Raw genomic sequence first — 11936 nt, 5'->3', positions numbered from 1 at the left:
ATCTAAGGAAAATTATGTTTAAAAATATCATAATAACTGGTGCAAGTGATGGCATTGGCTATGAGCTTTGTTTGCTATTTTCACAATATGGAGCGAGAATCTACGCAAATGGCAGAAGTGTAGAAAAACTAGAAAAGTTAAAAGCCAAATGTTTAGAAATCGGTGCAAAAGAGGTTAGTATTTTTGCTTGTGATGTAAGTAATAGGGATTCTATAATCAAATGGTTAGATTCTATTTTCAATAGCAATAAAAATATTGATTTAGTTCTTGCAAATGCAGGTATAGCAAGAGCTAATAATGCATTGGAGAGCGATTTTAATGTCTTAGAAGTAAATATATTAGGTGTTGCTAATACAATCTTGCCGTCAATAAATTATTTAAAAATGCAAAGTATTTCTTCACAAATCGCTATAACAGGCTCTGCTGCGGGATATTTTGTTATGCCTAGCTCGTATTCGTATTCTAGCTCGAAAGTTTTTTGTAATGCTTTGGCAGAAGGTTTATATCTTAATCTTAAAGATTCTAATATCGCTGTGAGTATTATAAATCCGGGCTTTGTAGATACGAATCTTATAAAAAATGCAAAATACAAGATATTTTCTAGTATCTCACCACAAAAAGCAGCTAAAATTATTCTTAGTGGTTTAATTAGGAAAAAAAGAGTAATATCTTTTCCATTCTTTATAGTATTTTTAGCAAGGTTTTATAATATATTACCCATATCTATAAAACGAATGTTTCAATTTATATTACCTAAAGGACTTTAATGATTTTAAATAAAAGATATTAGTAAATAATAATTTTTATTTAAGTTTTTTATTTTAAAATGATTCTTTTAATTTAGAATGTTGATTTTTAAGAATCTTTGGAGATAAAGCGGAATTTCTTAAGCTAAAAGATTTTAAAGCAATATGCTAAAGCGTTTATATGCAGTTGTCTGCAAATAATAATGGAAAGAAGTAAAATAATTTTTTGGAGTTAAGTTTATGAGTCATTCTACATTTGCATATCCTTATTTTGGTGTTTTTGCCCTATTTATTGGGACATTTGTCGCCTTTGGTTTGACATTATATTTACAGCGATTAATAAGCACAAAAATCGCAAGCAAAAGCCGAGAAAAGCTTAAACTTAGCCAATATGAATGTGGTGTTATAGCAAATAAACAGCAAAATAAAATTTCTTCTCGTTATTATGTTATGGCTTTGCTTTTTATTTTATTTGATGTTGAGATTATTTTTATGTTTCCTTGGGCTGTTGATTTTAAAATATTAGGAATGTTTGGCTTTGTCGAGATGATATTATTTATTTTTTTATTGTCTATAGGATTTATTTATGCGTGGAAAAAAGGAGCATTCTTGTGGCAAAGTATAAAGTAGATTATCTAAAAAACAATGATATTCCAGTAACGCTAACAAAATTGGATAATGTCCTAAATTGGGCTAAGGCGAATTCACTTTGGCCTATGACTTATGGACTTGCTTGTTGTGCTATTGAGATGATGGCAAGTGGTGCTTCGAGATATGATTTTGATAGATTTGGCGTGATTTTCCGTGCTTCACCTAGACAAAGCGATGTTATGATTGTAGCTGGCACAGTTACTAAAAAACACGCAGAATTTGTCCGCCGCCTTTACGACCAAATGCCAGAACCAAAGTGGGTGATTTCTATGGGGAGCTGTGCGAACACTGGGGGAATGTTTAATACCTATGCCACCGTTCAAGGCGTAGATAGGATAATTCCAGTGGATATTTATCTCCCCGGTTGTGCTCCGCGTCCGGAAACTCTGCAATATGCAGTTATGGTTTTACAGCAACATATTCGCTCTAAAAAGGCGATTATTAAGCCGATTAAAAAGCGATTAGTTTAAAAATAGGGGTTAATATGCAGGATTTACAAAAAAAAGTTTATCATAAGAATCGTTTTTATAAAGCACCACAAACACTTCGAATAAATCCTAAAGATTCTAAATTTAGTGATATTTTTAGCGAATTAGATTCTAGGTTTAAGATTCTGCAATCTTATGTGGAGAATGGTAATTTAGTCATTTATGTAACTAAAAGTGATATTTTAGAAGTATTGCAATTTTTAAAAGATTCCACTTTTGATATATTAAGCGAGATGAGTGCTATTCACCTAAATGACGACAGTTTTGATGTTTTTTATCAACTTTTATCGATGGATAAGATTCTAAGAATTAGAGTAAAAAGCAATACTAAAGATAGTATAGATTCTGTAAGTTTAATATATAGAAATGCGATTTGGTCGGAGCGGGAAGCTTATGATATGTTTGGGATTAGATTCCTAAATCACTCTTTTTTAAAGCGAATCTTAATGCCAGATGATTGGAGTGGACATCCACTAAGGAAAGATTATCCACTTCAAGGCGACGAGAATGCCAAATGGTATGAGGTTGATAAGATTTTTGGCAAGGATTATAGAGAGGAGATTGGGGCAGAGCAGAGGGATTCTTCATATATTAATCCGGAAGATACTTTTAACTTCGCACATATGGGATTTGAAGTCCCATATGGAACACCCCCAAGCAATACTCCAAAAGAAATAACATATCAAGAAAACAAAGGCGTATTTGCAGTAACCAAATTTGATAAGCAAAAACAGCTAACTAAAAGGCGATAGAATGGCACAAATTTATACGAAATTAAAACCGCAGTTTGAAAATATCGCCTTTGAACGCGATGATGATAAAATGATATTAAATTTCGGTCCCCAGCATCCAAGTGCACACGGGCAGTTAAGGCTCATTTTAGAGCTTGATGGCGAGATAGTAGTAAAGGCTACGCCGGATATTGGCTATCTCCATAGGGGTGTTGAGAAAATGGCAGAAAATATGATTTATAATGAATTTCTGCCAACCACAGATAGATTGGATTATATCAATGCCACTTCTAATAATTATGCTTTTGCATTAAGTGTAGAAAAACTTCTAGGATTAGAAATACCGCGTAGAGCACAAATAATTAGAATGATGTTATTAGAATTAAATCGCATTATTTCTCATATATTTTTTATATCTGTTCATGGAATGGATGTTGGAGCATTATCCATTATGCTTTATGGCTTTAAAGAGCGAGAATATGGGTTAGATTTGATAGAAGATTATTGTGGGGCTAGATTAACCCACTCAAGTATTAGAATAGGTGGCGTTCCACTTGACTTACCAAAAGATTGGTGTGAACATCTAAATATTTTTTTGGATAGATTACCAAAAGAGATAGGGATAATAGAGGGTTTGCTAGAAAAAAATAGAATTTGGAGGGCGAGATTAGAAAATGTGGGCGTGGTAACAAAGGACTTAGCTAAAAAGTGGGCTTTAAGTGGTGTTATGCTTCGCTGTTGTGGGTATAAATGGGATATTAGAAAAGAAGAGCCATATGAGTTATACGATGAGGTTGAGTTTGACATTCCCTATGCTAATGATGGAGATAGCTACGCTAGATATTTATTATATATGGAGGAGATTCGGCAATCAAGCAGAATCTTACGCCAATTAATAAAAATGTATAAAGATACAAGCCCAGAGATTATGGCGGATTGTCCGCAATATATCTCAGCCCCAAAAGAGCAAATAATGACACAAAATTATTCGCTAATGGAGCATTTTGTGTTAGTTGCACAAGGAATGCGTCCGCCAATTGGAGAAGTGTATGTCCCTACTGAATCTCCAAAGGGAGAATTAGGATTTTTTATCAATTCTATAGGTGAGCCATATCCATATAGATTAAAGATTCGCACCCCAAGCTTTTTTCATACAGGTTTATTGCAAGATTTATTACCGGGGCATTATTTGGCTGATGTTGTTACGATAGTTGGTTCGGCGAATATTATTTTTGGCGAAATTGATAGGTAGAAATTGATAGATAAAGGTAGGCGATGAAACGATATGATTTAAGGCAACTTAAAGCGGATTTTTTGCCAAGACTTGGTGAGCTTGTGCGGGGCGATTTGAGCGATGGCGAAGTTGGGATTTTTCTATTTGAGGTTGGGGATTTTAGTAATATCCAAAAAAGTGCAGATTTTGTAAAAGAAAATAATTGGACGCTGATGAATTCGCTTAGGTTTAATGAGCTAGATTGGACGATTGTGGTGAAAAAATCTCCACCTAAGATTGCAGAAAATGTGGAATCTAATGAATCCATCAAATCTAGTGAATCTAGTGGAATCTAGGAATTAAAATGTTTAAGTTAGATTCTCTTACTCAACATAATCCAATCCCAATTGATGAGAATTTTCTAAAAAAATATGATTTTATTATAACACTTGGTGCTTTTGCTAAAAATATTAAAAGCGATATTTGTATTCACCCGTTTTTAGATGTTTCTACAAATTTATATATTCGCTATGAAGCAGGGACAGAAGAGGGCGTAGCGGCGTTATTTTTATATGAATTTTATAATGGAGTAAAACTTAGAAATTATATTAATGAATTAGATTATGGATATTTGACTTCCGAGACAAATATAAGCGAAGAGGAGATGCTTCATCTAAAAGGACTTTTAAGTCAAAGACGAAATCCACTTTTACTCATTGGTAGCGATTTCTATATACATCCAAGAAATGAAAATATTATAAATATTTTTTCTAATCTCCTTAATCATTCAAAACTAAATATTGTTTTATTGTCAAAGGATAATAATATGGCTTATAATATTAATACTACAAATATTGCATTAGAGCCTATAGGGAATCTTCCGGAAAATAATGGCTGTATTATATATGTTGATTACAGATTGGAAAATGAAGCAATACTAAAAATTTCAAATGAATTCGCAAGGGTTTGGAAAGTAAAAAATAATGATATTATTAAGATAAAATTCGATGATTTTGATATTTTGGTTAAATGCAGATTAGATGATAAATTCGGTGGTGTTATTGGAATCTTAAACTACACAAAAGATATAGATTGTGGTTATAGATATAAACAAGTAATTATTACTAATAAAAGCAATTAAAGAAGAGGTAGTTATGGCAAAAATCACTATTGATAATGTCGTTTTAGAGGTAAATGAGGGCGATTATATACTTGAGATTGCTCGCTCAAATGGGATTTTTATCCCAGCTATTTGCTATCTTAGCAAGTGTTCGCCTACTTTGGCTTGTAAATTATGTATGGTGGAGGCTGATGGAAAACGCGTGTATTCGTGTAATGCAAAAGCAAAAGAGGGTATGAATATCACCACAAACACGCCAGAAATCGCCAAAGAGCGAAAAGCAATTATGCAAAGCTATGTCATAAATCACCCGCTAGAATGCGGTGTGTGCGATAAAAGTGGCGAGTGTGAGCTACAGGATTTTACGCATTTAATGGGCGTGGACAACCAAGAGTATTTTGTAGCAGATTCGCCAAAAGCCCTAGATTCGTGGGGGAGTGTGAAGTATGACCCAAATCTTTGTATTTTATGTGAGCGATGTGTAACGACTTGCAAGGACAATGTGGGCTTGGCGAATCTAAAAATGGTGAAAATGGACTTAAACGCCCCAGATTCTGGCTATTGGAAAGAGCGAATGCCAAAAGATGCTTTTAGCGTGTGGAATCGAAAGCAGAAGGGGATAATTGGCTTTGTGGGGGAGAGCGAGTGTGAGGACTGCGCGGAGTGCGTGAGCGTGTGTCCTGTGGGTGCTTTGGGCGTAAAAAGTTTCCAATACACCACGAATGCGTGGGAGCTGGATAAAACGAGTTCTACTTGTGCGTTATGCCCTAGTGGCTGTAAAATTATCTATGAGAGCAAGAAAGATACAAGCGGAAATCGCAAAATCTATCGCGTAACAAATGACTTTAACTTTAATCCAATTTGTGGAGCAGGGAGATTTGCGTGGGATGTAGATTCAGCGGATTCTGGCGATTCTTTAGATTTGGCGGATTCTGCGGAATCTTGCGAGTGTGGCGAATCTATGATTAAAGCCACAAATGCGATTAAAAAAGCTTCTTATATTGCAGTTGGCGGAAATGTAACGAATAATGAAGCAAGATTTTTGCAAATTTTAAGCCAAAAATTCAAGATTCCATTAGTTAATCCGCTTTTAAAAAAATATAGCGATTTCTTAGGCGTTTTAGGGTGCGAGGTGGAATCTTTGGCTACTTTAGAGGATATTTCCAAACATAAGGTTTTATTCTCGCTTGGTGGGGCTTTGCGGGACGAAAATCCGCTGATTTCTTATAAAATCAATAATGCCCTAAAAATGCAAAAAGATTCTTCGCTAATCTACGCCCACGCATTAAAGGATAAGGCAATTCAAAAATACTCAAAAAATGTCGCCTATGTAGGGATTACGTCAAATAGCGAGGATATTTTAACCTTAGCCATAGCAAATATTTTGGCTCCGGAGATGTTAGAAAAAAATCCGCTAAAAAATAGCAAAAAAACAATTGAATATAAAACTATGGGTGAGAAAACTTCGCAAGTTAAAGAATTAGTAAAAGATGAAAATGGAGAAGAAAAAAAGGTAATCAAGGAAGTAAAAGAGCAAGTTGAAGTAGTCGAAAATAGGGAATATTATGGGATTTTAGAAAATATTGGCTTAAATTATGAAAGCCATTTATCGCTAGAATCCACCCTAAAAAAATCAAAGCCTTTGATAATCGTAGGCAGCGATATTTATGCAAATCCAAACCTTAAATTTATGGCAAAAATCTTGGGGAATCTTGTGAGGGATTCTAAGATTAGCCTTTTGGTTATCCCGCCTAGTGCGAATGCAAATGGGATTTGCTCGTTGCTTGATTTGGAATCCGCTGGAAGTGGCTATAGCGTGGGCTTTAGAGCGAGGGGTGATTTTAGGCTTGATTGCATAAATGCGGATTTTAAAATCCCATATTTTCATAGCCTAAATGATAGTATCACAAATATTGATTATAAGATTCTCCCACTAAATGCGGTGTTTGGGGCGAAATCTAATTATTTGGAAAAACTAGCAAAATCTTTGGGATTTGAGTTTAAGATTCCAAAGCAGAATCTAAATAATGATTTTGGAAATGATGGGGCGGATTTACGAGGCAAAAAGGCGGAATCTAAAAAAGTGGCAGAAACTAAAGAGGCGATTGAGTTTGTAGAATCTGCAAAATCTAAAGCAGATTTTAATGCCTATCTAAAGGACTTAAACGCACATTTTTACCCATATACGAGATATAGCAAGAATCTAGATTCTAAGATTGGAATCTATACTTCAAAAGAATATAGTTTAGAGCTAGATTCGCTTGGTATTAAAGAGGGCGATGAGGTGCAACTTATTATCGAAAATGCTGGAGATTCCGTGAAACTTGCAAATGCCACAAATGCTGGAGATACCACAAAGGATTCTACAAAAGTCGCAAACGCTGGAGATTCCACCCAAATCATCGCTAAAATCTATGTGGATTCCAATATGGAGGATAATTTCCTAGCCATTTCGCCCCAAATTGAGGGCATAAAAACGCTTTTTGGCGATGTCAAATATCTAAAAGTGCAAATAGCTAAAATTAAGGGATAAAAAATGAGTTTTTTAGAAATCATTATAAAAATCATTGTGATTTTGCTGGTATTTTCCGCTCTAGCTGGGTATGGGACATATTTAGATAGGAAGATTCTAGGACTTATGCAAAAGCGTCTTGGTCCCACACATGTCGGTCCGTGGGGACTTTTGCAAGTCTTAGCAGATGGGATTAAGCTATTTTTAAAAGAAGATATAGCTCCACAAAATGCCAATCGATTTATTTTTATGTTAGCCCCAGTTGTGGCAGTTGCTACGGCATTTATCGCTATGGCTCCCGTGCCGTTTTTACCTGAATTTAAGCTTTTTGGAGAGACTATCCGCCCAATTGTTGCAGATATAAATGTGGGATTGCTTTTCGTGCTTAGCGTGGGGGCTGTGGGAATGTATGGACCACTTCTAGCTGGAATGAGCTCAAATAGCAAGTATTCGCTAATCGGTGCTGCAAGGGCAGTTTCCCAGCTTTTAAGCTTTGAGGTGGTAAGCGGATTAGCGATTTTGGCTCCAATTATGATTGTTGGCTCACTCTCGCTAATTGACATTAATAATTACCAGCAAGATTCTATTTTTGATTGGCTTATATTTTCCCAGCCATTGGCGTTTTTACTCTTTTTAATCGCTGGATATGCCGAGACTAATCGAACGCCCTTTGACCTCCTAGAGCATGAAGCAGAAATCGTCGCAGGATATATCACCGAATACAGCGGACTAAAATGGGGAATGTTTTTCATCGGCGAATACGCCAATATGTTCACGCTTTCTTTCATCATCGCAATCGTATTTTTCGGCGGATTTAACCCAATTGGCTTTATCCCGGGGGGAATTGCAATTTTACTTAAAGTGGCGTTTTTTATATTTTTATTTGTTTGGACTAGGGCGACCTTCCCACATGTGCGACCAGACCAGCTTATGAGCGTGTGCTGGAAAGTGCTAATGCCCCTTGCAATCATCAATATTTTAATAACTGGCTTAGTTTTAATATAAAGGACAGATATGAAAACTCAATATAAGCTTATCTCCGCCCCACCGCCAAAATCGCTAAAGCGATTTTTTAAGCGAAGTGTTGGGCTGGATTTATTCGCGGGGCTTAAAATCACGCTAAAAGAGCTATTCAAACCGCGCACGATTGTAACGATAAAATATCCGCTAGAGAAAATCCCGCTTTCCCCACGATATAGAGCCGTGCATAATCTTATGCGGCTTTTGGAGAGTGGGAATGAGCGATGTATCGGCTGTGGGCTATGCGAGAAAATTTGCGTGAGTAACTGCATTAAAATTAACACTTTTTATAAGCCAGATTCTAGGGCGATAGAGTTTAGAAGCACGGATTCCGCGGAATCTGGGGAATCTGGGGAATCTGGGGAATCTGGTGCAGTTTCAAATGCGGATTTAAGTGCAGATTCCGCCCAAGATTCAAGGCAAAATCCACTTAAGAATCCAAAAATACTTGGCGGTAGAAAAGCAATAGAATCCTATAGTATTAACTTTGGGCGTTGCATTTACTGCGGATTATGTGCGGAGGTATGCCCAGAACTAGCCATAGTGCATGGCGATAGATATGAGAATGTAAGCGAGCAGAGGGCACATTTCAAGCTAAAAGAGGATTTATTGACCCCGCTTGATAAGGCAATCGCTGGGAAAATCGATGAATATAGTGGCTATGGCTCAATTAGCCCAAATGCCGACAGCAACATCAAGCAAACGCCGCTTGGCTACGCCCAAAACGCCCAAAATTAGGAGAGGAAATGTTTGAATTTATCTCGTTTTATTTATTTAGCATTTTAATTATATTTTGCTTTGCCGTGGTGGTTTTAAGCTCAAATATTTTATATGCGATGACCGCGTTAGCAAGTGGAATGATTTTTATCTCTGGGATATTTTTCACGCTTGGAGCAGAATTCCTTGGTGTGGTGCAAATCTCCGTTTATACTGGGGCGGTTATGGCACTATATGCCTTTGGAATGATGTTTTTTGATAGTGCAAAAGAAGTAGAAGAAAATATAAGATGGAATAAGATAGCTTGTGTTCTTAGCTTTGGCATTGCTGTTATGCTTGTTGTTATTATTTCACTTCCAAGACTTTTAAGTATAGCTCAAGATAAGATAGATTCTATTAATAATACCAATATTGAAGGTAATGTCGAGCAAATAGGTATTGTTTTATTTACAAAATTTTTAGTTCCATTTGAAATCGCTGCTTTAATGCTTCTTATAGCTATGATTGCAGGGATTGCACTTGCTAGTAAAAAAATAGGAAACCAAATAGATAATGAAAATATACCAGATGAAGGGAAAAGTCTATGATTACATTAAACCATTACTTGCTTTTAAGTGTGTTAGTGTTTGTGATAGGTTTAGTTGGCATAATGAGGCGAAAGAATCTCTTAATGTTGTTTTTTTCAACAGAGATTCTGCTAAATGCCGCAAATATAGGATTAGTTGCCATTAGTAGCTATTACAATGATATAAGTGGGCAGATTTTTGCCTTTTTTATCATTGCAATTGCCGCAAGTGAGGTGGCTGTGGGCTTGGGACTCCTTATCGTTTGGTATAGGAAAAATAAGAATCTAGATTTAGATAATCTAAATCAAATGCACGGATAAAGGGAAAATATGTTACTTGCTATTATACTTTTTGCGCCTCTATTTGGGAGTTTGTTTGCAAGTTTATTTGCTTTTAAGAAAAAAATGCTTATTGCAGCAATTGTGCCTGTAATTGCACTTACTATATCACTAATCTCAGCATTTGTGTTATTTCCAAATATTGTTGATGGTTATGTTGAGTATATAGATATAAGTGATTGGATAATCGCAGGTAGCCTAAATACAAGCTTTGGTTTTATGGTAGATGGCGTTACGATGATTATGATTTTGGTCGTTTTGGTTGTTTCGCTATTGGTGCATATCTATTCTATCGGCTATATGAGCCACGATGAGTGCTTTAATAAATTTTTTGCATTTTTAAGTGCATTTGTTTTTTCTATGCTTGTGCTTGTGATGAGCGATAACTTCTTGGGGCTATTTATCGGCTGGGAGGGCGTTGGACTATGCTCGTGGATGCTAATTGGATTCTGGTATAAGCGTGAATCTGCCTCATTTGCGGCAAATGAAGCCTTTATAATGAATAGAATTGCGGATTTAGGAATGCTTCTTGGAATCTTTTTGATATTTTATTCATTTGGAAGTCTTAGATACATTGATATTTTCCCATATGTTGGAGATATAAGTCAATTTACATTAAATTTAATTGGAATCTTATTGTTTATCGGTGCAATGGGGAAATCCGCGCAATTCCCACTCCACACTTGGCTAGCCGACGCGATGGAGGGACCGACGCCAGTTTCCGCCCTAATCCACGCTGCTACAATGGTAACAGCTGGGGTTTATTTAGTAATTCGTGCAAATCCAATCTATGACTTAATACCAAATGTAAGCACTTTTATCACCTATCTTGGGGCGTTTGTAGCGATTTTCGCTGCGACTATGGCGTTGGTAAATCGCGATTTAAAACGAATTATTGCATATTCCACGCTCTCGCAATTGGGCTATATGTTCGTGGCTGCGGGGCTTGGGTATTATTGGATTGCGTTATTTCATTTGATGACCCACGCATTTTTTAAATCCCTCCTTTTCCTTGGGGCTGGGAATGTAATGCACGCGATGAATGATAATTTGGATATTACCAAAATGGGCGGACTTTATAAGCCCATGAAATGGACGGCGATTCTAATGACTATCGCTTCTATCGCACTTGCTGGAATCTACCCATTTGCTGGATTTTTCTCCAAAGATAAGATTTTAGAAGCCGCATTTATCGATGGGAGCTGCTTCTTGTGGGCGGTATTGTTGCTTGGGGCGTTGCTTACGGCATTTTATAGCTTTAGATTATTAATGCTGGTATTTTTTACGCCAAAGCGATATGAGGATTCGCTCCACCCGCACGAGGCGTCGAGCATTATGATTTTATCGCTTCTCCCACTTGGAATCTTGGCTATTTTCATTGGCTTTGTAGAATCTAATTTTCATCATTATTTAGAAAACTATTATTTGCCACTGAAATCTATGGAGATAGATTCTGCTACTCTTGCAATGCTAATTGCATTTGCTTTGGTTTTCGCATTAACTGGTATTATTATGGCAATTATTGCTTATAAAAAGGGCTTTAAATTAATAGCAGAATCTAATCCAATCTATAAGCTTTTATTCAATCAATACTATATCCCAAAAATTTATAATGATTTTATAATGAAGCCATATAAAGGGCTTTCACGCTTCTTTTGGAGGGAGATTGATTTACGGATTATTGATTTTGTAGTGGATTTTATCGCAAGAATTTTTGTATGGAGTGGAGAGAAATCGCGAATAACACAAAGTGGAAATTTATCACAATCATTAATACTAATGATATGCGGAATATTCACTCTATTAATTATTTTATTATTAATATTTTAGGGAT

General features: G+C 36.0%; 13 protein-coding genes. All 13 read left to right on the top strand.

From position 1 onward, the window contains the following. Window positions 1–14 precede the first annotated feature (14 nt). The 13 genes from CCY99_RS01990 (at window position 15) to nuoL (ending at window position 11932) form a co-directional block, all read left to right on the top strand. Window positions 15–767, top strand: a complete 753-nt coding sequence (locus tag CCY99_RS01990; protein WP_112059735.1) for an SDR family NAD(P)-dependent oxidoreductase — start codon at window positions 15–17, stop codon at window positions 765–767. A gap of 219 nt (window positions 768–986) precedes the next feature. Next, entirely contained in the window at window positions 987–1376 is a 390-nt protein-coding gene (locus CCY99_RS01985) for an NAD(P)H-quinone oxidoreductase subunit 3 (protein ID WP_112059734.1), read from the top strand. After that, a complete protein-coding gene (locus tag CCY99_RS01980) occupies window positions 1358–1867 on the top strand; it encodes an NADH-quinone oxidoreductase subunit B (protein WP_112059733.1) in 510 nt (169 codons plus the stop codon). Before CCY99_RS01985 ends, CCY99_RS01980 begins: the two co-directional genes overlap by 19 nt. 14 nt (window positions 1868–1881) lie before the next feature. Next, the gene (locus tag CCY99_RS01975; RefSeq protein ID WP_112059732.1) at window positions 1882–2637 is read left to right on the top strand and encodes an NADH-quinone oxidoreductase subunit C; all 756 of its coding nucleotides are present in this window, start codon (window positions 1882–1884) and stop codon (window positions 2635–2637) included. 1 nt (window position 2638) lies between these two features. Then, the gene (nuoD, locus tag CCY99_RS01970; protein WP_112059731.1) at window positions 2639–3868 is read left to right on the top strand and encodes an NADH dehydrogenase (quinone) subunit D; all 1230 of its coding nucleotides are present in this window, start codon (window positions 2639–2641) and stop codon (window positions 3866–3868) included. A 23-nt stretch (window positions 3869–3891) separates the two neighbouring features. Further along, entirely contained in the window at window positions 3892–4185 is a 294-nt protein-coding gene (locus CCY99_RS01965) for an NADH-ubiquinone oxidoreductase subunit E family protein (protein ID WP_112059730.1), read from the top strand. An 8-nt stretch (window positions 4186–4193) separates the two neighbouring features. Next, a complete protein-coding gene (locus CCY99_RS01960; protein ID WP_112059729.1) occupies window positions 4194–4970 on the top strand; it encodes a hypothetical protein in 777 nt (258 codons plus the stop codon). 13 nt (window positions 4971–4983) lie between these two features. Further along, window positions 4984–7482, top strand: a complete 2499-nt coding sequence (locus CCY99_RS01955) for an NADH-quinone oxidoreductase subunit G (RefSeq protein WP_112059728.1) — start codon at window positions 4984–4986, stop codon at window positions 7480–7482. A 3-nt stretch (window positions 7483–7485) separates the two neighbouring features. Then, window positions 7486–8466 carry an NADH-quinone oxidoreductase subunit NuoH gene (nuoH, locus tag CCY99_RS01950; RefSeq protein ID WP_112059727.1) on the top strand — a complete coding sequence of 327 codons (981 nt, stop codon included), beginning with the start codon at window positions 7486–7488 and terminating at the stop codon, window positions 8464–8466. A 9-nt stretch (window positions 8467–8475) separates the two neighbouring features. Then, a complete protein-coding gene (locus CCY99_RS01945; protein ID WP_112059726.1) occupies window positions 8476–9219 on the top strand; it encodes an NADH-quinone oxidoreductase subunit I in 744 nt (247 codons plus the stop codon). Between the two features lie 8 nt (window positions 9220–9227). Further along, window positions 9228–9785 (top strand): NADH-quinone oxidoreductase subunit J, encoded by a 558-nt coding sequence (locus CCY99_RS01940; RefSeq protein WP_112059725.1) that lies wholly within the window; start codon window positions 9228–9230, stop codon window positions 9783–9785. After that, a complete protein-coding gene (nuoK, locus tag CCY99_RS01935) occupies window positions 9782–10084 on the top strand; it encodes an NADH-quinone oxidoreductase subunit NuoK (RefSeq protein WP_112059724.1) in 303 nt (100 codons plus the stop codon). Before CCY99_RS01940 ends, nuoK begins: the two co-directional genes overlap by 4 nt. Before the next feature lie 9 nt (window positions 10085–10093). After that, entirely contained in the window at window positions 10094–11932 is a 1839-nt protein-coding gene (gene nuoL, locus CCY99_RS01930) for an NADH-quinone oxidoreductase subunit L (protein WP_112059723.1), read from the top strand. Window positions 11933–11936 lie beyond the last annotated feature (4 nt).

Source organism: Helicobacter sp. 16-1353 (genome assembly GCF_003288815.1).
Lineage (GTDB): Bacteria > Campylobacterota > Campylobacteria > Campylobacterales > Helicobacteraceae > NHYM01.
Note: the sequence above shows the minus strand (reverse complement) of the source record. Positions and strands in the feature narration are given on the sequence as shown.

What these genes read in the sequence shown, in the direction of transcription:
- nuoL (WP_112059723.1), top strand. Translation starts at nt 10,094, where the DNA reads ATGTTACTTGCTATTATACTTTTTGCGCCTCTATTTGGGAGTTTGTTT.
- CCY99_RS01960 (WP_112059729.1), top strand. Translation starts at nt 4,194, where the DNA reads ATGTTTAAGTTAGATTCTCTTACTCAACATAATCCAATCCCAATTGAT.
- CCY99_RS01940 (WP_112059725.1), top strand. Translation starts at nt 9,228, where the DNA reads ATGTTTGAATTTATCTCGTTTTATTTATTTAGCATTTTAATTATATTT.
- CCY99_RS01965 (WP_112059730.1), top strand. Translation starts at nt 3,892, where the DNA reads ATGAAACGATATGATTTAAGGCAACTTAAAGCGGATTTTTTGCCAAGA.
- CCY99_RS01945 (WP_112059726.1), top strand. Translation starts at nt 8,476, where the DNA reads ATGAAAACTCAATATAAGCTTATCTCCGCCCCACCGCCAAAATCGCTA.
- CCY99_RS01955 (WP_112059728.1), top strand. Translation starts at nt 4,984, where the DNA reads ATGGCAAAAATCACTATTGATAATGTCGTTTTAGAGGTAAATGAGGGC.
- CCY99_RS01985 (WP_112059734.1), top strand. Translation starts at nt 987, where the DNA reads ATGAGTCATTCTACATTTGCATATCCTTATTTTGGTGTTTTTGCCCTA.
- nuoD (WP_112059731.1), top strand. Translation starts at nt 2,639, where the DNA reads ATGGCACAAATTTATACGAAATTAAAACCGCAGTTTGAAAATATCGCC.
- CCY99_RS01975 (WP_112059732.1), top strand. Translation starts at nt 1,882, where the DNA reads ATGCAGGATTTACAAAAAAAAGTTTATCATAAGAATCGTTTTTATAAA.
- nuoH (WP_112059727.1), top strand. Translation starts at nt 7,486, where the DNA reads ATGAGTTTTTTAGAAATCATTATAAAAATCATTGTGATTTTGCTGGTA.
- nuoK (WP_112059724.1), top strand. Translation starts at nt 9,782, where the DNA reads ATGATTACATTAAACCATTACTTGCTTTTAAGTGTGTTAGTGTTTGTG.
- CCY99_RS01990 (WP_112059735.1), top strand. Translation starts at nt 15, where the DNA reads ATGTTTAAAAATATCATAATAACTGGTGCAAGTGATGGCATTGGCTAT.